Here is a 24,297-nt window from a genome sequence, read left to right on the forward strand (position 1 = left end):
CATCGCATTGAACGTGGCGAACGCATCGCAAGGACGCATCCGCAAGGTCGTCATCGCCGGAGGCGGCACCGCAGGCTGGCTGGCCGGCTGTGCGTTGTCCCATCAGTTCCGCGACCAGCTGGACATCACCCTGGTGGAGTCCGAGCAGATCGGAACCGTGGGTGTCGGCGAATCCACCGTGCCGCCGATCCGAGCGTTCCATCGCTTCCTGCAGATCGATGAGCAGGAATTCCTGCAGGCCGTGGCCGGCACGTTCAAGCTGTCGATCTCGTTCGAGAACTGGCGTCGCCCCGGGGATCGCTTCATCCATCCGTTCGGTACGATCGGGCAGGGGACCTGGGCCACGCCCTTCCATCATTTCTGGCTGGACAGCCTGCGCCGTGGCATGCCCTCGGACTTGGGCGACTTCTGTCTTGAAAGCGTCGCCTCGCGTGCAGACCGGTTCTCGCTGCAGACCCAGCCACAGGTCAATTACGCGTATCACTTCGACGCCGGGCTCTATGCGAAATTCCTGCGGCGCAAGGCCGAAGCCCACGGGCTGCGCAGGGTGGAAGGCAAGATCCGCGAGGTCCGGCAACATGCCCATGACGGCGCCGTGGCGGCACTGGTGCTGGAAGACGGACAGGTCATCGAAGGCGATCTGTTCATCGACTGCACCGGGTTCCGCGGTCTGTTGACCGAGCAGACCCTGCATACCGGCTACGAAGACTGGAATGAATGGCTGCCCAGTGATCGCGCCGTTGCGGTGCAGACCGAATCGGTCGGGCCGCCGGTTCCGTACACCCGCGCGATCGCGCACGAAGCCGGCTGGCGCTGGCATATCGCGCTCCAGCATCGGGTCGGCTGCGGGCTGGTGTTCTCCAGCCGCCACATGTCCGATGACGAGGCACAGGCCAAGCTGCTGCGCGATGTTGACGGCCCGCCCCTGCGGGACCCCTGGCTGGTGCCGTTCCGCAGTGGACGCCGGTTGAAGGCCTGGAACAAGAACGTGGTGGCACTCGGGCTTGCCAGTGGTTTCATCGAGCCGCTGGAATCGACCAGCATCCACCTGACCATCAGCGCGGTGGTGCGCCTGATCCAGCTGTTCCCGTCCGACGGCATCAGCCCGACGCTGGTGGACCTGTACAACGAGGTCAGCCGCCAGGAGATGGAACATGTGCGCGATTTCATCATCCTGCACTACCACGCCAACCAACGCGACGAGCCGATGTGGAAGGCGTGTCGCGAAATGGCGCTGCCCGAGTCGCTCGCGGTCCGGCTGCGCGCATGGCGCGAACGTGCACACGCCTGGCAGGACCCGGGTGAGCTGTTCCGCGTGGACTCGTGGACCAGCGTGTTGATGGGGCAGGGCATCCAGCCGGGAGCGCCGCATCCGCTGGCCGCTGCCATCAATGACGCGGACCTGCGCACGCTGCTGACGCGGCTCCGGCAGCCGATCGAGCAGGCGGTCGCGACGATGCCGTCGCAGGCCACCTTCATCGAACAGTACTCCAAGGCGGCGCCGCAGGTGTGGTCGCGGGGCACCGCCGTGGCGTAACGGAACACCACGCTGTCGCACAGAAATGGTAGCGCTACCTTTTAACGAACGGAGTGCAGGACATGGATCTGGTGGCCGGAATCGATGCGGGTACGCAAAGCCTCAAGGTCGTGGTGTACGACCCTGCCGGGCGCCGCCTGGTCGCCAGTACCAGTATGCCGCTGAGCCTGACCTCCGCCGCCGATGGCAGCCGCGAACAGCAGCCGTCGGACTGGGTCGCGGCACTGCACGCCTGCTTCCACGCCCTTGATCCATCGGTGCGATCGCGGATCGCTGCGCTGGCCGTCTCGGGCCAGCAACACGGCTTCGTCCCGCTGGATGCGGCAGGGGAGGTCCTCGCGCCGGCCAAACTATGGTGCGACACCAGCACCTCCGCCGAGTGCACGCAGATCATGGAGGCGGCGGGCGGCGTGGCGCGCACCATCGCACTGGCCGGCAATCCTGTCCTGACCGGTTACACGGCCTCCAAGCTGCCCTGGACGAAAACGCACCGCCCCGACGCCTACGCGCGGCTGGCCACCATCCTGCTGCCGCACGATTACCTCAACTTCGTACTGACCGGCCAGCGCTTCTGCGAGTACGGGGATGCTTCGGGCACCGGCTGGCTGGATGTACGCACCCGCACCTGGTCGACCGAGCTGCTGCGCGCCACCGATCCGGCGCGCGACCTGACCGCCTGCCTGCCGCGCATTGCCGCACCCGATGAGGTGTACGACATCGACCCTGCCGCCGCGGCCGAACTGGGGCTGCCCAGCGCCGTCAAGGTCGCGGTCGGGGGCGGCGACAACATGATGGCGGCCATCGGCACCGGCTGCGTCGCGCCCGGTCGCCTGGCGATGAGCCTGGGCACCTCGGGCACCCTGTTTGCCTACGCCGATACGCCGGTGGTCGATCCGGACGGCGCATGGGCCGCGTTCTGCTCCTCCACCGGTGGCTGGCTGCCGCTGATCTGCACGATGAACTGCACCGTGGCAACCGAACAGGTCGCCGCGGCGTTCGGCTTCAGCACCCGCGACGGCGATGCCCACCTGCGGGCCACGCCGCCCGGGGCCGACGGACTGGTAATGCTGCCGTTCCTCAATGGTGAGCGCACGCCGGACCTGCCGCTGGGCAAGGGCGTGCTGGCCGGTCTGGACACGACCAACATGACCCCGGCGCATATCTACCGCGCCGCCATGGAAGGGGCGACCTACAGCCTGAAGTACGGCTTTGATGCGTTCGTTCGCGCCGGCATGACGTTCGAGCGCATCGTGCTCACCGGCGGTGGCAGCAACAGCGCGCAGTGGCGGCAACTGGTGGCCGATGTGTTCGGCCTGCCGGTGGACGTACCGACGCAAGCCGAAGGCGCGGCGTTCGGTGCCGCGTTGCAGGCGTTATGGGCCGTGGGTCGTGCACGCGGCGATACCGCCTCGATCACCGACATCGCTGATCAGCATGTCGCGCTCGCACCCCAGCTTTCCGCGCGCCCGGATCCGGCACGCACCCAGGCCTACGCCACGGCGTACGCCCGTTTTCTGCGCCATCTCGACGCCCTCACGCCGCTGTATCGCGGCTGATTCCTCTACGCGACCCCTCGCACAACGACAGGACACCGCACCATGAGCACGCAGCCCTTCATCGGCGCCAAGGAATACTTCCCCGGCATCGGCCGGATCCCCTTCGAAGGCAGGGGTTCGGATAACCCGCTCGCCTTCAAGGTCTACGACGCGGGCAAGATCATCGGTGGCAAGACCATGGAAGAGCATCTGCGCTTCGCGGTCTGCTACTGGCACACCTTCTGCAACGCCGGGCACGATCCGTTCGGTCCGGGCACGCGCCATTTCCCCTGGGAGGTCGGCGCGCCGCTGGCATCGGCCGAGGCGAAGGTGGACGCGGCCTTCGAGTTCTTCACCAAATTGGGTGTGCCGTACTGGTGTTTCCACGATATCGACCTGGCGCCGGACGCCGAGGATGTGGGCCAGTACGAGAAGAACCTGAAACACATGGTGGGCCTGGCCAAGGCGCGCCAGGACGCCACGGGCATCAAACTGCTGTGGGGCACGGCCAATCTGTTCTCGCATCCGCGCTACATGAACGGTGCATCGACCAATCCCGATTTCGCCGTCGTCGCGCGCGCCGCGGTACAGGTGAAAGCGGCGCTGGAGGCGACCGTTGAACTGGGCGGCGAGCATTACGTGTTCTGGGGCGGCCGCGAAGGCTATGCCTCGCTGGTGAACACCCAGATGAAGCGCGAAGTCGACCATTTCGCGCGGTTCCTGACGATGGCGCGCGACTACGGCCGCAGCATCGGCCTGACGGGCAATTTCCTGATCGAGCCCAAGCCGATGGAGCCGATGAAGCACCAGTACGATTTCGACAGCGCGACGGTGACCGGCTTCCTGAAGGAGCATGGTCTGGACAAGGACTTCAAGCTCAACATCGAGGCCAACCACGCAACGCTTTCCGGCCACACCTTCGAACACGATCTGCAGGTGGCCTCGGACCATGGCCTGCTGGGCAGCATCGACGCCAACCGCGGCAACGCACAGAACGGCTGGGATACCGACCAGTTCCCGACCGATCTGTACGACGCGGTGGGCGCGATGCTGGTGGTCTTGCGCCAGGGGGGCCTGGAAGGCGGCTTGAACTTCGATGCCAAGGTGCGGCGTGAGTCGACTGATCTGGACGACCTGTTCATTGCCCATATCGGTGGCATGGATGCCTTCGCCCGTGGGCTGGAAGTCGCCCATGGGCTGCTTAACGACTCGCCCTGGGAGCAGTGGCGCGCCGAGCGCTATGCCAGCTTCGACAGCGGTGCCGGCAAGGAGTTTGCCCGCGGCGCGCTCAGCCTCACGGATCTGGCCGCACTGGGTGCCAAGGGCGGCGAGCCTCGCCAGATCAGCGGCAGGCAGGAGCGCTACGAGAACCTGATCAACCAGTACCTGCTGCGCTGAGCGCGGCGGCAAGGAGGAGCGCCATGACCCACCACCACGCCACGGGCCGCACCGGATTGCTGATGGCCGCGCTGCTGCTCACGCTTGTCGGCTGCAAGGGCGACGACACGACCGCGGTTCCCGCCCGGACCGACGCCAATCCCTGGCCCCAGGTGGCGTGGCCGCTGCCTCCCGATCCGGCACTGGAAAAACGCATCACCGACCTGATGGGCACCATGACAGTGGAGGAAAAAGTCGGCCAACTGGTGCAGGGGGATATTGCCAGCATCACGCCGGACGACCTGCGCCGCTACCGGCTGGGCTCCATCCTGGCCGGCGGCAACTCCGATCCCGGTGGCCGGTACGATGCATCGCCTGCCGAATGGCTGGCGCTGGCCGATGCGTTTTATGCCGCCTCGATGGATACCACGCAGGGCGGCAAGGCGATTCCGGTGCTGTTCGGGATCGATGCGGTGCACGGGCAGAGCAACATCATCGGTGCGACCTTGTTCCCGCACAACATCGGGCTGGGCGCGACCCGCAACCCGGCGCTGCTGCGCCGGATCGGTGAGATCACCGCGCTGGAGACCCGTGCGACCGGGATGGAGTGGACGTTCGCACCGACCGTGGCGGTGCCGCAGGACGATCGCTGGGGCCGCACGTATGAGGGGTACTCCGAATCGCCCGAGGTGGTGGCCAGCTATGCCGGTGCGATGGTCGAAGGCCTGCAGGGCAAGGTGGGATCGCCCAGCTTCCTTGACGGTCGCCATGTGATTGCCTCGGTGAAGCACTTCCTCGGCGATGGCGGCACCACCGATGGCAAGGACCAGGGCGACACCCGGATCAGCGAGGCCGAGCTGGTCCGTCTCCATGCGGCCGGCTACCCGCCGGCCATCGCTGCGGGCGCGCAGACCGCGATGGCCTCGTTCAACAGCGTCAACGGCGAAAAGATGCACGGCCACAAGGCCTATCTGACCGATGCACTGAAGGGACGCATGAACTTCGGTGGCTTCGTCGTAGGCGATTGGAACGGCCATGGACAGGTGAAGGGCTGCACCACCACCGATTGCCCCGCCACCATCAACGCCGGCCTGGACATGGCCATGGCCTCGGACAGCTGGAAGGGTTTCTACGACACCACCCTGGCGGCGGTGAAGGCCGGCACCATCACCCAGGCACGCCTGGATGACGCCGTGCGCCGGATCCTGCGGGTCAAGATGCGGCTGGGGTTGTTCGAGGCCGGCAAACCGTCCTCGCGCGCGGTCGGCGGCCAGTTCGCGCTGATCGGCGCACCCGCGCATCGTGCGGTGGCACGCCAGGCGGTGCGCGAGTCGCTGGTGCTGTTGAAGAACCAGGGCGGCGTGCTGCCGCTGTCGCCGAAGCAACGCATCCTGGTGGCCGGTGATGGCGCCAATGACGTCGGCAAGCAGGCCGGCGGCTGGACGCTGAACTGGCAGGGCACCGGCACGACCCGCAAGGACTTCCCGAATGCGGACACGATCTACGAAGGCATCGCGCAGCAGGCGAAGGCCGCCGGGGGCGAAGCGGTACTTGCGGTGGATGGCCGATACGCGACAAAACCGGATGTTGCCGTGGTGGTGTTCGGCGAGAACCCGTATGCCGAGTTCCAGGGCGATCTGCCGACACTGGCCTATAAGCCGGGCGATGACACGGATCTTGCTTTGATCAAGCGGCTCAAGGCCGACGGCATTCCCGTGATCGCCGTGTTTCTCAGTGGGCGCCCGCTGTGGGTGAACCGGGAGATCAACGCCGCGGATGCCTTCGTGGCGGCGTGGTTGCCTGGCTCGGAAGGGGCAGGCGTTGCCGATGTGCTGCTGCGAAAACCCGATGGCAGCGTGCAGCACGACTTCAAGGGCACGCTGAGCTTCAGTTGGCCGCGCACTGCGACCCAGTACGCCAACAACGTGGGCCAGAAAGATTACGACCCGCTCTTCGCCTTCGGCTTCGGCCTGACCTACGCTGACAACGGCAACCTGGCCGCGCTGCCGGAAGCCTCCGGCCTCACCGGCAATGAAGGGGCCACCGGCGTGTTCTTTACGCGTGGCGATGCCGGGGCCGGCATGGCGCTGCGACTGGAAGGCAGTACGGGGCAGGGGGTCACCGTCACCCAGGTGCCGGAATCCCTCGATGGCGATCTGCTGCACGTCACCGGCGTGGATCACCTGGCGCAGGAAGACGGCCGTCGCCTGGCCTGGTCGGGCAAGGGCGAAGCGATTGTCGCGCTGCAGTCGCACACACCGCTGGATCTGCAGCGCGAGAGCAACGGCGACCTGATGCTGCTGACCACATTGCGCGTTGATGCCGCACCCCTGGGCGAGGCCTGGTTGCGGGTGGGGTGCGGTACGGGCTGCTCGGCACGTATTGCGATCGGACCGACGCTGGCAACGCTGCCGGTGGGCCAATGGACGCGCGTGGGCATACCGCTGAAGTGCCTGGCGGCGGCTGGCGCGGACATCGGCAAGCTGGATCGCCCCTGGTCACTGGCCACGGCAGGGCCGATGACGTTGTCGGTATCCCGTGTCGCGCTGGGTGCCTTGAACGAAGCGGAGACCACCCTCGCATGCCCGGGCGCGTGACCATGCGTGCTGCACGATCAACGCTTGGACGGGCTCGCGACCGAATCGCGCATCACCAGCCGGTGGGGCACGACATGGTCCGTCAGCACGCGCGCGTCGTCGGACCTGCGGCGGATGGTGCGCAGCAGGATATCGATGGCGGCATCGGCCATCGAGGCGATCGGCTGATGGAGGGTCGTGAGCTCCGGCCAGACCGTCGTGGCAGCCGAGGTGTCATCGAAGCCCACCACCGACAGATCGCGGGGCACCTCCAGGCCGCGCCGGTGCGCGACGGAGATCGCCGCAGCGCCCATGTCGTCGTTGCTGGCGAAGATCGCGGTCGGCGGCCGGCGATGGGACAGCAGCGTCTCGGCCGCGGCAAGACCCGAGCGGTAGGTGTAATCGCCCGGCTGGACCAGGTCGGGGTCGACCTCCAGCCCGGCGTCATTCAGGGCGCTGACAAACCCATCGTAGCGTCGCGCGCTCGCGCTGAGGTCGTTGCGGCCGCGGATGAAGCCGATCCGGCGGTGACCGTGCTGGATCAGGTGTTCAGCCATCTCCTTGCCCGCGTGGAAGTCGTCGATGCGGACGCAGGAGATATCGTCCCTCAGGTGCCCCGATGCGATGGCAACCACCGGGATGCCTGCCATGACCAGCTCGTTCACGGCGACCTGCGATTCGCACAGCGGGGGCGGCAGAATGACCCCGTCCACCCGACCGGCCAAGGCACGTGCAGCCTTGCGTTCGGCCTCGGGATCGAAGTTGTCCCAGTAGTGGATGACCAGCTGGATGGCGGCGTTGGCGGCAACCCGCAACAGGCCGACCAGCAGCTCGCGCAGGTAGGCACCGCTGGGATTGGTGTAGATCAGCGCGATGCGCGTGTGCTGCGCGGCAGCCAGCGAACTGGCGGCCAGGTTGGGCGTATAGCCCAGTTCACGCACCGCGCGCAGGACGCGCTCGCGCGTGACCTCCCGCACTTTTCCGTGGTTGATCGCGCGCGACACCGTCATCGGCGATACCCCGGCCAGGGCCGCTACCTCGTCGATCGTCACGCCACTGGTTTTGCGGCGGACCGATTTCTTCGGCTTGTCCAATACGTCTTGCCTTTGTTCTTCGTGACGCTGCCGCGAGGCGGGCACGGCCTGAGCTTACAAGGTTTAGGGGCGACGCCACGGCCCCGTCGGAATGTCGAGCGGTGTCACTGGATGCTGGTTGCTGCCGCGGTATTGCTGGCGTTCACGGGCAACGTTCGCGCGGAGGACGGCTACGCCCTCTGGATGCGCTATGCACCGCTGCAACCTGCACTCGCGGCGGACTACCGCACGCACCTCGGGGAGGTGGTGGCCCCTGATCAGACGCCGACGCAGCGGGCCGCACGCGAGGAGCTGGTGCGAGGCCTCAGCGGCTTGCTGGGTCGCGCGCCCCGGATGAACACAGCGGCGATCGCTGCCCCGGCCGTGGTGCTGGGCACGCCGCAGTCGTCGGTGTTGATCGCGCCGCTGCGCAAGGAGATCGAGGCGCTGGGTGACGAGGGCTACCTGCTCAGACATGCGCACATCGACGGGCACACGGTGCTGCTGGTCGCCGCGCCGCAGGACATAGGCGTGCTGTACGGCGTGTTCCATCTGCTGCGCCTGCTGCAGACCGGCGCCTCACTGGACGCGCTTGAGGTGCGCGAATCGCCACGGCTCCGGCTGCGCCTGCTCAACCACTGGGACAACCTGGACGGGTATGTCGAACGCGGCTATGCGGGCCGCTCGCTGTGGGACTGGCAGACCCTTCCGGAATGGCGCGATCCTCGCTACACGGACTACGCGCGTGCAAATGCCTCGCTGGGCATCAACGGCACGGTGCTGAACAATGTGAATGCCAGCGCGCAGAGCCTGGCGCCGGACTATCTCGCCAAAGCGGCGGCGCTGGCGGACATTTTCCGACCCTACGGCATCCGCGTGTACCTGAGCGCGCGCTTCAGCGCACCGATCGAGCTGGGCGGGCTGACCACCGCCGATCCGCTCGACCCGGCCGTGCAGCGCTGGTGGCGCGACAAGGCCGACGAGATCTACACGCGCATTCCGGATTTCGGCGGCTTTCTGGTGAAGGCCAACTCGGAAGGGCAGCCCGGCCCGCAGGACTATGGTCGTTCGCATGCGGACGGTGCCAACCTGCTGGCCGCCGCGCTGGCACCGCACGGCGGCGTCGTGATGTGGCGGGCCTTCGTTTACGCGCACGACGTGCCGGCAGACCGCGCCACGCAGGCGTACACCGAGTTTGTTGGCCTGGACGGTGCATTCCTCCCGAACGTGATCGTGCAGGTGAAGAACGGGCCCATCGATTTTCAGCCGCGGGAGCCGTTCCATCCGCTGTTCGGCGCCATGCCACGCACGCCACTGATTATGGAGGTCCAGATCACCAAGGAATATCTCGGCTTCGCCACACACCTGGTATATCTGGGGCCACTGTATGAGGAGGCGCTGCAGTCCGACACCCGCATCCGCGGTGAGGGCGCTACGGTGGCGCAGCTTCTGACCGGCATTGCCGGCGTCGCCAACATCGGCAACGACCGCACCTGGAGTGGCTCGCACTTCGATCAGGCCAACTGGTATGCGTTCGGTCGTCTCGCCTGGAATCCCCGTCACCCCAGCCGCGACATCGCGGCGGACTGGGCGGCAATGACGTTCACGCCGTCTCCCGAGGTGGTGCAGCCCATCGTCGAGATGATGATGGACTCGCGCGAGGCGGCGGTGAACTACATGACGCCGCTGGGTCTGCACCACCTGATGGCGCGCGGGCACCACTACGGGCCGGGCCCGTGGGTGGACGGCGGCCCACGCGCGGACTGGACATCGGTCTACTACCACCGCGCCGATCGTCATGGCATCGGCTTCGATCGCACCGCCCACGGCAGCAATGCGGTAGGCCAGTACTCACCGGAGGTAGCCGCGGAGTACGAGGATCTGGCGCGCGTCCCGGAGCCGCTGCTGCTGTGGTTCCATCATGTGCCGTGGGATCACCGCATGGCGTCCGGACGGCCGTTGTGGGACGAACTGGTGGGGCGCTATACGCAGGGCGTACGCCAGGTGCAGGGCATGCAGGCGACGTGGGCCGGCCTGCAGGGCAGGGTGGATGCGCAACGACATGCGCAGGTCGCCGCCTTTCTCAGCCTTCAGCGCCGCGAAGCGCAGTGGTGGCGCGATGCCAGCGTGGGGTACTTCCAGTCGGTGAGCGGCAGGCCGTTGCCTGACGGCGAAACCGCACCGCCGCACCCGCTGGCCTGGTATGAGGCCCTGCAGTTTCCTTCCGCACCGGGAGATGGACGATGAGTCAGACACGCTGGAGCGACTGCCTTGCCCACGGCCGCCATCGACGCGCACCCGCGGTGCGCCTGCTGATGGTTGCGGCACTTCTGCTGCTATCCGCAGCGCCGGCGCTGGCCGCCACGCCCGCGCCACCGGTGTACTTCGATTGGTTCGAATATGCCGGTAACGACGCGGCCTTCGAGACGCCGCTGCCCGCCGGTCACTACCGCAACCCGATCCTGGCCGGCTTCCATGCGGACCCGAGCATCGTCCGCGCCAACGGACGGTTCTATCTGGTCAATTCCAGCTTCACCTACTTCCCGGGCATTCCAGTGTTCGAAAGCATTGATCTGGTGCACTGGAAACAGATCGGCAACGTAATCGACCGCCCCACGCAGCTGGATTTTGACGGCCTGAGCGTCTCCCGCGGCATCTTCGCCCCAGCCATCGAGTACCACGACGGCGTGTTCTATGTGGTCACCACGGCGGTCGACAGCGGCGGCAACTTCATCGCGACCGCGCGCGATCCGGCCGGCCCCTGGTCCGATCCACACTGGCTGCCCAGCATCGAGGGCATCGACCCGTCGCTGTTCTTCGACGACGACGGGACGGTCTACCTGGTGAACAATGATGTACCGCCCGGTCCGCCACGCTACGAAGGCCACCGCGCCATCTGGATGCAGCAGATCGATCTGGCCGCGTTCAAGCCGGTGGGGCCGCGCAGGGTGCTCATCGACGGCGGGGTGGAGCCGGCGAAGAACCCGATCTGGATCGAGGGTCCGCATGTCTTCAAGCGCGATGGCTGGTACTACCTTTCCGATGCCGAGGGTGGCACCGGACCGCAGCATTCCCAGGTGGTCCTGCGCAGCCGCGAGGTCTGGGGGCCCTACCTCCCGTATGCGGGCAATCCGATTCTTACCCAGCGCGACCTGCCGGACGACCGGCCGCTGCCGATCACCAACGCCGGCCATGCCGATCTGGTGGAAGGTCCGGACGGCGCCTGGTGGGCGGTGTTCCTGGCCAGTCGCAATTACCAGACGCGCCACTACAACACGGGGCGGGAGACGTATCTGCTGCCCGTGCAATGGCGGGATGGCTGGCCGGTGATCCTGCCGGCCAACCAGGCCATTCCGTACGTGGTCAAGGCGCCGTCGTGGATGCAGGGCGATGCCTCGCAGGCCCCATCAACCGGCAACTTCGTCGATCGCGACGGCTTCGATGCACCGACGCTCGGCATGGGATGGTTGCGGGTACGCGTCCCCAAACAGGCGTGGGCAGACCTGGGCCTGCGTCCGGGTAGCTTGGCCGTGCATCCGTTGCCGGAGAACCTGGATACGCTGCGCAACCCCGCCTTCCTTGGCCGCCGTCAGCAGCATCTGCGCTTCGAGGCCAGCACCGACATGACGCGGCCGGCGACGGGTGTGGCGGCGGGCCTTGCTGCGTTCCAGAGCGAGCGTTACTGGTACTTCCTGGGCGTGCGCAGCCTCGGCGGGGATCGCGTGGCGATCTTCCTGGAAGGGCGCGATGGCAGCGGCGTGACCCGCACCCTGGCCACGCGCACCGCGACGGCGTCCACGTCGCTGCGCCTGAAGATCGCCGGTGACGGGGGCCGCTATGCGTTCGCATTCGACACGGATGATGGGCAGGGCTGGCAGACGCTCGCCGACGACGTGGACGGAACGGTGTTGAGTACGGATCGCGCAGGCGGCTTTGTCGGCGCGCTGCTGGGACCATTCGCGCGCGACGAGCGCGCCTTGAGGAGCAAATGATGACGCGTGCGCCTTACCTCTGCAGTGGCCGTCGTGGCCCCACCTTCCGCACCCTGGTGCTGTGCGCTGCCATGGCAGCGGCGACCGCCGGTCATGCCGCGGAAACCCAGCCGTGGCTGGACACCTCGGCCAGCTTTGAAACCCGCGCCGCCGCGCTGGTGGGGCAGATGACCCTGGAGGAAAAGGCCGCCCAGATGCAGAACGCCGCGCCGGCCATCGAGCGCCTTGGCGTTCCGGCCTACGACTGGTGGAACGAGGGCCTGCACGGTGTGGCGCGGGCAGGACAGGCCACGGTGTTCCCGCAGGCCATCGGGCTGGCCGCCACGTTCGATGTGCCGTTGATGGGGCAGGTGGCCACCACCATCAGCGACGAGGCACGCGCCAAGCATCACCAGTTCGTGCGCGAGGGCTCGCATGGCCGCTACCAGGGCCTGACCTACTGGTCGCCGAACATCAACATCTTCCGCGATCCGCGGTGGGGCCGGGGCCAGGAAACCTACGGCGAAGACCCGTACCTCACCGCGCGCATGGGCGTCGCCTTCGTGCACGGCCTGCAGGGCGACGACCCGGTGTACCGCAAGCTCGACGCCACGGCAAAGCACCTGGCGGTACACAGTGGTCCCGAGGCGGATCGCCACCACTTCGACGCGCGGCCCAGCAAGCGCGACCTATACGACACCTACCTCCCGGCCTTCGAGGCACTGGTCAAGGAAGGCCAGGTCGACGCGGTGATGGGCGCCTACAACCGGGTGTACGGCGAGTCCGCCAGCGCCAGTAAGTTCCTGCTGCGCGACGTGCTGCGCCGGGACTGGGGCTTCAAGGGCTACGTGGTGTCCGACTGCTGGGCCATCGTCGATATCTGGAAGCATCACAAAATCGTGCCGACCCGCGAGGCCGCCGCGGCGCTGGCGGTCAAGAACGGCACCGAGCTGGAGTGCGGCCAGGAGTACGCCACGCTGCCCGCAGCCGTACGCCAGGGCCTGATCAGCGAAGCGGAGATCGACGATGCGGTGACGCGCCTGTTCACCGCGCGGATGCGGCTGGGCATGTTCGATCCACCCGAGCGCGTGCGCTGGGCGCGGATACCCGCGTCGGTGAACCAGGCACCGGCGCACGATGCGCTGGCCCTGAAGGCCGCACAGGCATCGCTGGTGCTGCTGAAGAACGATGGCGTGCTGCCGCTGCCACGCACCCTCAAGCGCATTGCCGTGGTCGGCCCGACTGCCGATGACACCATGGCATTGCTCGGCAACTACTTCGGCACACCGGCGGCACCGGTGACGATCCTGCAGGGCATCCGCGACGCGGCGAAGGGCATCGAGGTGCGCTATGCACGCGGCGTGGATCTGGTCGAAGGACGCGATGATCCCAGCGCGACGCCGCTGATCGAGGCGGCGTATCTGCGACCCTCAGCCGACTCCCCGGAACGCGGCCTGCGCGGCGAGTACTTCCGTACGCCCGATCTGTCCGGGACACCGGCGCTGGTCCGCACCGATGCGCAGATCGGCTTCCGCTGGGACCGCGGCTCGCCGACCGACAACCTGCTGGCCCGCGGTGAAGCGGCGCCGGGGCAGGGCATTCCCAACGATGGCTTCAGCATCCGCTGGCGAGGCCAACTGCTGCCGCCGGTCTCGGGCCGTTACCGGATCGAGGCGGCCGCCGATGACGGCTTCCGTCTCTACGTGGATGGCAAGCGGGTGCTGGACCATTGGGCCAACAGCGATCGCCTGCGCAGCGACGGGGTGGATCTGGACCTGCAGGCGGGCCGTGCCTATAAACTGACGCTGGAGTACTACGATGCCGAGCGCGACGCCGGCGTGCGGCTGGGTTGGCGCATGCCCGGGGCGAAGCCGCCGTTCGAAGAAGCCGTCGATGCTGCCCGCAGCGCGGATGTGGTGGTGTTCGTCGGCGGCCTGACCGGCGACGTGGAAGGCGAAGAGATGACGGTCAACTATCCGGGCTTCGCCGGCGGCGACCGCACCGACCTGCGCCTGCCCGCCACCCAGCGCGCCCTGCTGGACGCGCTGCACGCCACGGGCACGCCGGTGGTGATGGTGCTGACGGGAGGATCGGCGCTGGCGGTGGAGTGGGCCCAGGCGAACCTGTCCGCGATCCTGATGAGCTGGTATCCCGGGCAACGCGGCGGCACCGCCGTGGGCGAAGCGCTGTTCGGCGACGTCAACCCGGGCGGCCGGCTACCGGTAACGTTCTACAGCGCAGACCAGGTGATGCCCGCATTTGATGATTACGCAATGGAGGGCCGCACCTACCGCTACTTCCGCGGCACGCCGCTGTATCCCTTCGGCTACGGGCTGTCCTATACCCGTTTCGACTACGGCAAACTGAGCCTCGATGCGCCGCGCATCTCCGACAACGGCGCGCTCAAGGTGCAGGTGGAGGTGGCCAACACCGGCGAGCGTGCGGGCGATGAAGTGGTGCAGCTGTACGTCCGGCGGTTGGCGGCCGGCGCAGGCGATGCGCAACAGACGCTGCGCGGCTTCCAGCGCGTTCATCTGGCGCCGGGCGAGCGGCGCACCGTGGCGTTCGATCTCGAGGCGCAGCAGGCGCTGCGCGAGTACGACGACGCGCGCGGCACCTATGCCGTGCCGCCCGGGGCGTATGAGGTACGGATAGGCGGCTCAAGCGCCGATGCCCGCGTGCGGAGCCGCTTCACCGTGGAGGCGAATCGTGACTGATACCCGCCACGGGGAGACCCCCGAGCACACGCTGTCCGTCCGGGAGAAGCTGGGCTACAGCCTGGGCGACCTCGCGGCCAACCTGATCTTCCAGACGCTGATCACCTACCTGGCGTTCTTCTATACCGATGTGTACCGGTTGCCGCCCGCCACGGCGGCCACCATCATCTTCGTGATCGGCCTGCTGGGTGCCTTCGTGTTCACCCCGCTGATCGGCATTGCCGCCGACCGCACCGCCAGCCGCTGGGGAAAGTTCCGGCCCTGGATCCTGTGGACGGCGATCCCGTTCGGCGTGCTGTCCCTGCTCGCCTTCAGCACGCCGGACCTGGGCGCACAGGGCAAGGTCCTCTATGCAGTGGTGACCTATGGCCTGCTGATGTTCGTGTACGCGGCCAACAACCTGCCGTACTCCGCGCTCAGCGGCGTGCTGACCGGCAGCATGGCCCAGCGCAACAGCCTCTCGGCCTACCGCTTCGTGGCGGTGATGATCGCGCAGTTCATCATCCAGGTCCTGCTGTTGCCGCTGGTGCTGATCCTGGGCGACGGGGATCGCGTGCAGGGGTTCGAACGGGTGATGACCGTGTTCGCGGTGGTGGGCACGCTGTTCTTCCTGATCACCTTCGCCACCACCCGTGAGCGCATCGTGTCGGCGAAGGAACAGACCGGCGGGGTGATGCAGGACCTCACCGACCTGCTGCACAACCGGCCGTGGAAGGTGATGCTGGCCCTGACGGTGCTGGTCTTCATCAACCTGGCCCTGAAGGGCGGCACCTACATCTACTACTTCCAGTACTACATGAGCGAGGCCGCACTGGCGGGCTTTCTCGATGCTTCCGGTTTCAACCGTTTCATCGGCGGATTGAACGCGGCCCTCAACGGATGGGGCCTGTCCGGCTTCACCTGGCCGGAGGATCCGGCGACCTCGGCCTTCAGCCTGTTCAACGCCTGCGGCATCCTTTGCATGATCCTGGGCATTGGGGTCTCCCGGCGCCTGGCCGACCGCTTCGGCAAGCGTGATGTGTTCGGTGGCGCGCTGCTGGTCTCGACCTTGTTCCTGCTGGTGTTCTACCTGTTTCCGCCTACAGCGGTGGGGGTGGCCTTTGGCGCCTTCATGCTGCACGGGTTCTGCTACGGCATCACCATCCCGCTGCTCTGGGCGATGATCGCCGATGTGGCCGATTACTCCGAATGGAAGAACCATCGCCGCGCCACGGCAATCATCTTCTCCGCGATGCTGTGCGGGCTGAAGATCGGGCTCAGCATCGGCGGTGCGCTGGTTGCCGGCATTCTTGCGCACCACGGCTATCAGGCCGGCGCGGAACAACAGCCCCAGGCCGTGGTGGACGGCATCCGGCTGACCGTAAGCATCTACTGCTCCCTGCCGTTCCTGGTCGCGGTCGCGCTGCTCTTCTTCTACAAGATCGACAAGCGCATGGAGACGCGCATCGAGCAGGACCTGCACCTGCGTCGGCAGGGAAGCACCCTTGATCAGCTCAAGGCGCATGCCATCTCCCCGCCGCTGGTGACCCACATCTACACGGCCGACCCCTCGGCCCATGTATTCGAAGGGCGCCTGTACATCTATCCGTCGCACGATATCGACGGCGGCGCGCCCTTCGACGACGAGGGTGGCCACTTCCGCATGGAGGATTACCACGTGCTGCGGATGGACTCCCCCGAGGGCGAGGCCACCGCTTGCGGCGTGGCGCTGCATGTGCGCGACGTGCCCTGGGCCGCTCAGCAGATGTGGGCACCGGATGCGGCGCACCGCGACGGCCGTTACTACCTGTACTTCCCGGCCAAGGACGCGCAGGGCATGTTCCGCATCGGCGTCGCGGTGGCAGATCACCCCGAGGGCCCGTTCACTGCGGAGCCCGAGCCGATGGAGGGCACGTACTCGATCGACCCGGCCGTGTACGAGGATGATGACGGCACCCATTACCTCTACTTCGGCGGCATATGGGGCGGCCAACTGCAGAAGTACCGCGACAACCGCTTTGATGTGGCGCATGAGGAGCCCACCGGCGACGCGCCGGCACTTGGCCCGCGAGTCGGCCGGTTGGACGCGGGCATGACACGGCTGGCGGAGCCCACGCGCGAGATCGTCATCCTGGACGAGCACGGACAGCCGCTGCGGGCTGACGACCATGCGCGCCGGTTCTTCGAAGGGCCGTGGCTGCACAAATACCAGGGGCGGTACTACCTTTCGTATTCGACCGGCGATACGCACCTGCTGTGCTACGCCATCAGTGACAGCCCATATGGACCGTTCACCTATACCGGCGTGATCCTCAAACCCGTGGTGGGCTGGACCACGCATCACTCCATCTGCGCGTTTGGGGGGCAGTGGTACCTCTTCTATCACGACGCCTTGTTGTCCGGCGGCGTGACCCACCTGCGCTCGGTCAAGTGCACGCCGCTGCAGATGGAGGCGGACGGCAGCATCCGGACGATCGATCCGTATGGCGCTTGAAACCGCATCACCGAAAGACGATGCGCAGGCGCCGTTGCCTGCTGGGCGCCTGTACTGGTTGCGGGCAGGCAGGCTGGAGGTCGCGCTTGCACCGGACGCCGGTGGACGCGTTGCCCAGATGCGGTACGACGGCGTGGACTGGCTGGTGGGCGAGCAGGAGGGTGGGGCAGCTGCGATCGGATGGGGGTGCTATCCGATGGTGCCGTGGGCGGGGCGCCTGCGGCGCGGGCGCTTTGTGTTTGATGGAAACCGATATGCGCTGCCGACGAACTTCGGCGGGCACGCGATCCACGGGGTGGGATTTTCACGGCCGTGGCAGGTCGACAGTCTCGGGGCGGACAGCGCGACCCTGTCGCTCGAGTTGCCTGAGGATGGGTATTGGCCCTTCGGGGGGCGCGCGACCCAGGTAATCCGTATGCTGGCTGACCGTCTGGAGCTGCGCCTTGCGGTGCAAGCCGGCGACCAGGCGATGCCGGCGACGCTTGGATGGCACCCGTGGTTTCGGAAGCCCGATCAGGTGCTGTTCTCGCCGAGTGCGATGTATCCACGGGACGGGGAGGGCATAGCTGTATTGCCCTGTATTGCTCCCACGCCTGGGCCTTGGGATGACTGCTTCATCAGCCAGGCTGAGGTGACGCTGGTGTCAGGAGACCAGCGGCTGCAGCTGCGGGCGGATACGGATCACTGGGTGGTGTATGACGGTGCTGCGCACGCGACGTGTGTGGAGCCGCAGACCGGGCCGCCTGATGGGTTTACGTTGGCGCCGAAGCGGCTGGAGCCAGGACAGACGCTTGAGCTGAACCTCATGATCGAGTGCGCGAAGGCGTAGAACACGCCCCGCGTGGCCCCGCGATCTGCCAACGTCGCAGATCCATTCAATTCGCCGAACTATGCCCACATCGCTATAGTTGAACTTCAGGGTGGGGGATAGCTGATGGAGCGGATAAAGAAGGAACTATCGATCGCCGACGTCGCCGGCTGGGGGTCTGGCCTCGTAACGTTCGGGCTCGTCCAGGGCGCGCTATATCTGCAGTCGTACTGGAGCCAGTTCGGCGTAGATCCATTCCAGTTTGTCGCCGTGAGCGAGATTGCACTGGCCGGCCTAGCGGGTATTGGAGTGGTGCTCGGCCTCATGCTTGTTGCCATTTTGTTGGGAGGCTGGCTGGAGGGCAAGATAGTCAGCACCAGCCCAGATCGCAGAGTGCTCACGCGGATCGCACCAGTTGCTCTACTCATAGGGACGGGAGCGATCATCTGGTGGGCAAGCGCATGGACCATCCTGCTGGGCGGTCTGCTCACGGTTGTCTGCCTAGTTGTAGTAATGAATGCACCGGCAGTGCCCAGCTCAGTAAAAAGCTCGCCCTTGCTGACGTCCGCTGTAGCGATGCTTGTTTATGTTTCGACAGCTTCGAGCTGGTTGGGCGCTGAGCGTGCGGAAAAGATCATACAAGGGGACAGAAAGTACGTCGCAAGCGTGACGGTCGGCCGCAAGACGCTTGATGGGCTGAGTCTGATTGGCCGCTTGGGCGACACCTATGCTTTTTGGGATATGGCGCGAAAAGCGACATTACTTCTGCCAGCGAGCGACCTCAAGAGCCTAGAGATAGCACGCGGACGTGCCGCAAATGCGCCAGATCGCCCGTGACCGATTCAAAGCTGATGTAGTCTTGGCTGTGACGCGTATCAGCTTCAGCCCCACATCACGGGAAGGTTGGATACCGTATTCAGGCGGTAAGTTTCCATAACACGCCGCCGGACGGCGTCGAACAGGGACGTAGCTCAATGCACACGGATCACCGCAATTACTTCAAGTTCACTTCGAAGGCCCGCCTGGACAAGTCCGTCAACGCGCTCATCGGCATCGTCGAAGGTATCGTGATCGACGGCCAGATCAACGCCCTTGAGCTCGACTACCTCAACCTGTGGCTGGCCGAGCACGACGCCGTGCGTGACCAGCACCCCTTCAGCGAGCTCGTGCCGGTTGTCACTGCCGCGGTAGCCGACGGCGTCCTGACCGAGGAAGAGCATGCAGACATCGTGTGGCTGTGTGAACGTCTGCGCTCGACTGAGTTCTACGACGACGTGACTGCGGACCTGCAGCGGTTGCACGCCATCATGGGGGGCATCGTTGCGGACACGCATATCTCCGTGGAAGAGCTGCGCGCCCTGTCCGATTGGATGGCAGATCACGAGCACCTGAAGACATTCTGGCCCTTCGACGAGGTGGGCAGCCTGATCACAGGCGTGCTCGCCGACAAGCAGATAGACGCGAAGGAACACGCGTTGCTGCAGGCTTTCTTCGCGGAGTTCACGCCCTTGCTTGACGATCGCACAATCACCAGTCCGCCCGTATTGCAGGGGCGGCAGATCGTTGGCCTATGCGCGGTAGACCCAGAGATCAGCTTCCTGGACAGGGGGTTCTGCTTTACAGGCGCGTCATCGCGCTTCACCCGCGCCGAATTCCAACGCGCCGTTGAAAAGCTGGGCGGATCAGCCCATTCATCTCCGTCGAAGAAAGTCCACTACCTGGTCATCGGTGCGGAAGGCAATCCTTGCTGGGCATTTGCATGCTACGGACGCAAGGTCGAGAAGGCCATTGAGCTACGTAAAGCAGGATCACGGGTCGTCATCGTCCACGAGCTCGACTTTCACGATGCATTGGCCGATCACGGCAGCTAGTGGGCACGCTCAAGGGATGTCCTTCGGCACCAGCCGCAGCAGTTTCCCATCCGCGCCGTCGGTGAGCGCGTAGATGGCACCGTCTGCGGCGACCTTGACGTCACGAATGCGTGCACCTAGTTCAGCCAGCAACAGCTCCTGGCGTTCCACCCGATCACCGTCGCGAACGAGGCGTCGGATACTGTGCTCACGCAATGCAGGCACCAGGAAATCTCCCTGCCATCCCTTGAAAAGGGTGCCGTGATAGACGGTCAAGCCAGAAGGTGCGATGGACGGCGACCAGATCACCTCCGGGTCCTCGAACCCCTGGTGCTGCGTAAACGGGCTCACCCGGGCAAACGGGTAGTCGATACCGTGACTGACCAGAGGCCAGCCGTAATTGCCACCCGGTCGAAGCCGGTTGAGCTCATCGCCGCCGCGCGGCCCGTGTTCGCTGACATAGATGGCGCCGGTGACGGGGTCACGCACGATGCCTTGCGGATTGCGGTGCCCTGAGGTGTAAACGGTCGCGCCGCTGGCATTCGGGGCGAGAGAAATGCGCATCACTTTGCCCAGCGAGTTGTTTTCGTTCTGGGCGTCTTCCCGGCGTGCACTGCCGTCGCCCACCGTCATCAGCACGGTGTGCGTGCCAAGAAACGCCAAGCGCCCGCCGTTATTGCCGTCGCTGGGTTTTGGCGTGGACTCGAATAGAACCTCCACCTGATCTACGGACCACTCACCGTCGGCGAACATCAGCGCGCCACGAATCAAACGGACGCCAACGCCGCGAGGATCACGGTAGCCCTGCGTCAGATAGATGCGGTGGTCTCTCTCGAAATCCGGTGAAAGGGCAATGTCCATCAGGCCGATCACACGCTCCCGCTGATATCCCGCGGGTATCCTGGAAAGGTTGACGCCCACACGTTTGCCGGCCCGGTCAATCACCTTAAGCTGGCCAGCCATTTCGGTGACGAGCAGGCTTCCGTCCGGCAGTTCCGCCAACGACCACGGCCACTGCAGGCCGTCAGCGACGATGGTGGCTTGGTATCCCGCCGCCGCAGGCGGCTGTTTCGGCGTCGGGCGCATCAACAGGAACGACGTAAGCGGCAGCAACACCAGGCAAGCAGGCAGCAGGTAAGCACGGACACGGTGCAGACGCGGCCCGCGCACGGCACGCGCCGCCAGCGCGTGGCTCACATATCCTCCGACCAGCCCACACAAGCTGAGCGCGGCGAAGCCCGGCATCTCCCGGATCGCAGCGATCGCCGGCATCGGGATCACACTGCGCAGCAGCGCCAGCACGATGGCCAGCCCGGCCACACCGGCGAGCAGCGCGCAGGGCAGGGCGCTCAACCCCAGGCGCCGCAGGCCTGCTTGCAGACCCAGCGCGAGGACGCCGCCTGCCAGTGAAAAGCCGAACATCACCGGCCCGAACCGGGCCAGATCCTCCACGGTAACGTCAGCCCGGGCCTGCCAGCCGACCTCCAGGCCGAGCTGGGTCAGCGCATGCAGATTGATCTGGGTCTGCAGCAGGCTGGCAACCGCGGCGGTAGCCAGTGTCGCCGTCAGAGTGATGGAGACTGTTCGCAACCAAGAGCGCATGCAGGGAGTTCGTCAGGACAAGCCGAAGGCGCACTGTAGCAATGGGGTCCAGTGAACCTCCAGTGATGCCCTCTGCTGAAGAATTCACGGCAGAGGAACTGCACGAAAGCGACCCTTTACTGACCGCCTTTTGAAGTGAAGAGTCTCTCTCCATGCCCAACAAGCAACTCACCACGATCAATCCGCTGACCGAAGCAGTGCTCGCCACCTATTCCTACATGTCTGACGCCGAAGCCGCCGCCGTCGTGAAGGCAAGCCATGAAGCCTTTTTGCAATGGCGTCTGCGCAGCCTGGATGAGCGCGCAAAGATGATTGCGAACATCGCCAAGGCGCTTCGTGAGCGCAAGGAAGAATTTGCACAGCTGATGACCGACGAGGTCGGCAAGCTCATTGAAGACAGCCGCACCGAAATCGAGCTGTGTGCCGCTATCTGTGACTACACCGCCAAGCAGGGTCCGGTCGCTCTGGCCGATGAGGAGCGCGACGTGGACGGTGCCACAGGCATCGTGACCCACGCGCCCATCGGCGTTGTGTACGGTATTCAGCCATGGAACTTTCCGGCCTACCAGGCGATCCGCTATTCCATCGCCAGCCTGATGGCCGGCAATGGCGTATTGCTCAAACATGCCGAGAGCTGCACCGGCAGTGGGCTGCTGCTGCGTGATATCTACGAAAGCGCCGGGCTGCCCAAGGGGCTGTTCGGGGTGCTGTTGATCAGCCACGACCAATCCAATGACATCGTGGAAAACGATCTGGTGCGCGCGGTGACCCTGACCGGCAGCGAGGCGGCGGGACGCACCGTGGCTGCCAAGGCGGGCGCGGCCCTCAAGAAGACCGTGCTTGAGCTGGGCTCCAACGACGCCTATCTGGTGCTGGACGATGCCGACCTGGATCTGGCGGTGGCGACCTGTGTGAAAGGCCGCCTGTTCAACAACGGGCAGACCTGCGTCAATGCCAAGCGCTTCATCGTGACAAAGAAGAACTACGACGCCTTCGTCAGCGGCTATGCAAAGGCGTTCGAAGCGATCCGGATGGGCGATCCGAATGCCGACGACACCCAGCTCGGCCCAATGGTCTCCAAGGCGCAGCGCGACAAGCTGCACGAACAGGTGACCAAGAGTGTCTCCCAGGGGTCACGTCTGGTGGTTGGCGGCGAAGTACCAGACCGCACCGGCTGGTTCTACCCGGCCACGGTGCTGGCGGATGTGGCGCCGGGGCAGGTGGCCTACGAAGATGAGCTGTTCGGCCCTGCTGCGGCCATTATCCGCGCCGAGAACGATGAGGATGCGATGCGCATCGCCAACGACAGCCGCTACGGCCTGGGCGGCGGCATCTTCAGCCGCGACGTGCAGCGTGCCCGGGAGCTGGCCACCAAGTACTTCGACACCGGCATGATCTTCATCAACACCTTCGACGTGGCATCGCCAGCGCTTCCGTTTGGTGGTGTGAAGGCGTCGGGCTATGGTCGCGAGCACGGTCCGGAAGGTCTGAAGGAGTTTGTGAACGTCAAGTCGATCAAGATTGCCGCGAAAGCATCGGCTTGATTTCAGCACAGGCGCATGGCCAAGGATGGCCAGGGCGTCGATGGCGGTCAGACATCAGTGGGACACGGCAGGGATCAACTGCTCCCCCTGTTCGCTGAAACGGGCAAGCAGCGCCGGGGCTACTGTCGACACGGGTCTTCGCTAGATGTCATTGGGTACGCAATAGTCAGTGACCTGCCTGACGGCCTCGCGTGCGTAACGCGTGACCCCAATCAGCGTGGCAGAGGCCATACCATTCCAATCCCCGTATCCCAACAACCAAACTGAGGGCATCGCCACCGCGCGCAGGCCGCTGCCGTCGACCTCCACCCGGCCCTTCGGGGTTACAAGGTCCAAACCCTTCAGGTGGGACAACGCCGGGCGGAAGCCGGTGCACCAGATCACCGCATCGAACGGCCGTTCGGTGCCATCGGCCCATTGCATGCCGGCGGGGGAGAAGCGGGCAGGCGGTGGGACCGCGGCGAGTACCCCTCGCGCCCGCGCGTCGAGCACCGGCGGCACCATCACGATGTCGCCGAAACCACCTGGCGGCAGCTCGGGCTCCCTGCCTTCTTGCTGCGCCTTCCATCGCTCAGTGGCGCGTTCGAACAGCACGCGGCCATCGACGTCATCGGCCAAGAAAGCCGGTTCGTGCTGGGTGATCCAGGTGGTTTCAGCCACCATCGATACTTCAGCCAGAATCTGCGCACCGGAATTGCCACCGCCCATGATGGCCACCCGCATTCCGGCAAAAGGCGTGGCGGTACTGTAGTGGGCAGAGTGCAGCTGGATCCCGGCAAAGGAGTCCAGCCCCTCGTACTCGGGCGTGTAGGGTTCTCCCCATGTTCCGGTGGCGCTGATCACCGCCCGCGCCAACCATTGCCGACCGTCGCTGGCCTCCACCCGCAGCCGTTCGCCGACGCGGGTGATTCGTTGCACGCCGATGGGGCGAATGATCGGCAGCGCATATTTCTGTTCGTACTGCGCCAAGTAGGCCAGCACCTCCGCACGCGGAGGGTAGGGGCCTTGGCTGGCGGGCATGGGCCATCCGGGAATGGAGCTCCAGCCCGCCGGGGAAAACAGATGCAGCGATTGCCACGCATGCTGCCATGCGCCGCCGGGCGACGCTTGTGCATCGAGAATCACATAGGACAGCCCGCTGCGACGCAGGAAATAGCCGGCTGAAAGACCCGACTGGCCACCTCCAATTACCACCACATCAACGCTGTCCATCTGTGCTCCCTCGCGCCGCCGC

General features: G+C 65.8%; 15 protein-coding genes and 1 pseudogene. 13 read left to right on the forward strand and 3 right to left on the reverse strand.

The window, feature by feature from the left end; translation table 11 throughout:
* Positions 1 to 7: 7 nt before the first annotated feature.
* The 4 genes from ABE463_RS02025 to ABE463_RS02040 all read left to right on the forward strand — a co-directional run bounded on the left by ABE463_RS02025 (position 8) and on the right by ABE463_RS02040 (position 7,046).
* Positions 8 to 1,537: a tryptophan halogenase family protein gene (locus tag ABE463_RS02025; protein ID WP_346467084.1), complete on the forward strand. Its 1,530-nt coding sequence runs from the start codon at positions 8 to 10 to the stop codon at positions 1,535 to 1,537.
* A 62-nt stretch (positions 1,538 to 1,599) separates the two neighbouring features.
* On the forward strand, positions 1,600 to 3,093 hold the full coding sequence (gene xylB / locus ABE463_RS02030) for a xylulokinase (RefSeq protein WP_346467085.1): 1,494 nt from the start codon (positions 1,600 to 1,602) through the stop codon (positions 3,091 to 3,093).
* A gap of 42 nt (positions 3,094 to 3,135) precedes the next feature.
* Complete coding sequence (xylA, locus tag ABE463_RS02035) at positions 3,136 to 4,470, forward strand: xylose isomerase (protein ID WP_346467086.1); 1,335 nt, start codon at positions 3,136 to 3,138, stop codon at positions 4,468 to 4,470.
* Positions 4,471 to 4,493: 23 nt separating this feature from the next.
* Positions 4,494 to 7,046 carry an exo 1,3/1,4-beta-D-glucan glucohydrolase gene (locus ABE463_RS02040; RefSeq protein WP_346467087.1) on the forward strand — a complete coding sequence of 851 codons (2,553 nt, stop codon included), beginning with the start codon at positions 4,494 to 4,496 and terminating at the stop codon, positions 7,044 to 7,046.
* Between the two features lie 17 nt (positions 7,047 to 7,063).
* Here ABE463_RS02040 and ABE463_RS02045 read toward each other — a convergent pair whose 3' ends face one another.
* Positions 7,064 to 8,119 carry a LacI family DNA-binding transcriptional regulator gene (locus tag ABE463_RS02045; RefSeq protein ID WP_346467088.1) on the reverse strand — a complete coding sequence of 352 codons (1,056 nt, stop codon included), beginning with the start codon at positions 8,117 to 8,119 and terminating at the stop codon, positions 7,064 to 7,066.
* Between the two features lie 111 nt (positions 8,120 to 8,230).
* Between ABE463_RS02045 and ABE463_RS02050 the strand changes: the two genes are divergently transcribed.
* The 8 genes and pseudogenes from ABE463_RS02050 to ABE463_RS02085 all read left to right on the forward strand — a co-directional run bounded on the left by ABE463_RS02050 (position 8,231) and on the right by ABE463_RS02085 (position 19,938).
* A complete protein-coding gene (locus tag ABE463_RS02050) occupies positions 8,231 to 10,345 on the forward strand; it encodes an alpha-glucuronidase family glycosyl hydrolase (protein WP_346467089.1) in 2,115 nt (704 codons plus the stop codon).
* 56 nt (positions 10,346 to 10,401) lie between these two features.
* The gene (locus tag ABE463_RS02055) at positions 10,402 to 12,090 is read left to right on the forward strand and encodes a glycoside hydrolase family 43 protein (protein ID WP_346467167.1); all 1,689 of its coding nucleotides are present in this window, start codon (positions 10,402 to 10,404) and stop codon (positions 12,088 to 12,090) included.
* Between the two features lie 71 nt (positions 12,091 to 12,161).
* On the forward strand, positions 12,162 to 14,786 hold the full coding sequence (locus ABE463_RS02060; protein ID WP_346467168.1) for a glycoside hydrolase family 3 C-terminal domain-containing protein: 2,625 nt from the start codon (positions 12,162 to 12,164) through the stop codon (positions 14,784 to 14,786).
* Positions 14,779 to 16,260, forward strand: a pseudogene (locus ABE463_RS02065) (MFS transporter); the annotation flags it as partial. The gene ABE463_RS02060 and the pseudogene ABE463_RS02065, both read left to right, overlap by 8 nt.
* Before the next feature lie 48 nt (positions 16,261 to 16,308).
* Positions 16,309 to 17,259 carry a glycoside hydrolase family 43 protein gene (locus tag ABE463_RS02070; protein ID WP_346467169.1) on the forward strand — a complete coding sequence of 317 codons (951 nt, stop codon included), beginning with the start codon at positions 16,309 to 16,311 and terminating at the stop codon, positions 17,257 to 17,259.
* A complete protein-coding gene (locus tag ABE463_RS02075) occupies positions 17,249 to 18,088 on the forward strand; it encodes an aldose epimerase (RefSeq protein WP_346462355.1) in 840 nt (279 codons plus the stop codon). The genes ABE463_RS02070 and ABE463_RS02075 overlap by 11 nt, the downstream gene beginning before the upstream one ends.
* Before the next feature lie 105 nt (positions 18,089 to 18,193).
* Complete coding sequence (locus ABE463_RS02080; protein WP_346467090.1) at positions 18,194 to 18,904, forward strand: hypothetical protein; 711 nt, start codon at positions 18,194 to 18,196, stop codon at positions 18,902 to 18,904.
* Positions 18,905 to 19,041: 137 nt separating this feature from the next.
* Complete coding sequence (locus ABE463_RS02085) at positions 19,042 to 19,938, forward strand: BRCT domain-containing protein (RefSeq protein ID WP_346467091.1); 897 nt, start codon at positions 19,042 to 19,044, stop codon at positions 19,936 to 19,938.
* A 9-nt stretch (positions 19,939 to 19,947) separates the two neighbouring features.
* Here ABE463_RS02085 and ABE463_RS02090 read toward each other — a convergent pair whose 3' ends face one another.
* Complete coding sequence (locus tag ABE463_RS02090; RefSeq protein WP_346466462.1) at positions 19,948 to 21,519, reverse strand: PQQ-dependent sugar dehydrogenase; 1,572 nt, start codon at positions 21,517 to 21,519, stop codon at positions 19,948 to 19,950.
* Between the two features lie 152 nt (positions 21,520 to 21,671).
* Here ABE463_RS02090 and ABE463_RS02095 point away from each other — a divergent pair, with 152 nt between their 5' ends.
* Positions 21,672 to 23,063 carry an aldehyde dehydrogenase family protein gene (locus tag ABE463_RS02095; protein WP_346467092.1) on the forward strand — a complete coding sequence of 464 codons (1,392 nt, stop codon included), beginning with the start codon at positions 21,672 to 21,674 and terminating at the stop codon, positions 23,061 to 23,063.
* 141 nt (positions 23,064 to 23,204) lie between these two features.
* Here the strand turns inward: ABE463_RS02095 and ABE463_RS02100 are convergent, their stop codons facing one another.
* Entirely contained in the window at positions 23,205 to 24,275 is a 1,071-nt protein-coding gene (locus tag ABE463_RS02100; protein ID WP_346467093.1) for an ArsO family NAD(P)H-dependent flavin-containing monooxygenase, read from the reverse strand.
* Positions 24,276 to 24,297: the final 22 nt, after the last annotated feature.

The organism is Stenotrophomonas sp. TWI819 (genome assembly GCF_039673075.1).
GTDB lineage: Bacteria > Pseudomonadota > Gammaproteobacteria > Xanthomonadales > Xanthomonadaceae > Stenotrophomonas > Stenotrophomonas rhizophila_B.

Coding starts and splice junctions, on each gene's coding strand:
- ABE463_RS02060 (WP_346467168.1), top strand. CDS start 12,162: ATGGCAGCGGCGACCGCCGGTCATGCCGCGGAAACCCAGCCGTGGCTG.
- ABE463_RS02040 (WP_346467087.1), top strand. CDS start 4,494: ATGACCCACCACCACGCCACGGGCCGCACCGGATTGCTGATGGCCGCG.
- ABE463_RS02090 (WP_346466462.1), bottom strand. CDS start 21,519: ATGCGCTCTTGGTTGCGAACAGTCTCCATCACTCTGACGGCGACACTG.
- ABE463_RS02085 (WP_346467091.1), top strand. CDS start 19,042: ATGCACACGGATCACCGCAATTACTTCAAGTTCACTTCGAAGGCCCGC.
- ABE463_RS02075 (WP_346462355.1), top strand. CDS start 17,249: ATGGCGCTTGAAACCGCATCACCGAAAGACGATGCGCAGGCGCCGTTG.
- xylA (WP_346467086.1), top strand. CDS start 3,136: ATGAGCACGCAGCCCTTCATCGGCGCCAAGGAATACTTCCCCGGCATC.
- xylB (WP_346467085.1), top strand. CDS start 1,600: ATGGATCTGGTGGCCGGAATCGATGCGGGTACGCAAAGCCTCAAGGTC.
- ABE463_RS02080 (WP_346467090.1), top strand. CDS start 18,194: ATGGAGCGGATAAAGAAGGAACTATCGATCGCCGACGTCGCCGGCTGG.
- ABE463_RS02095 (WP_346467092.1), top strand. CDS start 21,672: ATGCCCAACAAGCAACTCACCACGATCAATCCGCTGACCGAAGCAGTG.
- ABE463_RS02100 (WP_346467093.1), bottom strand. CDS start 24,275: ATGGACAGCGTTGATGTGGTGGTAATTGGAGGTGGCCAGTCGGGTCTT.
- ABE463_RS02050 (WP_346467089.1), top strand. CDS start 8,231: ATGCTGGTTGCTGCCGCGGTATTGCTGGCGTTCACGGGCAACGTTCGC.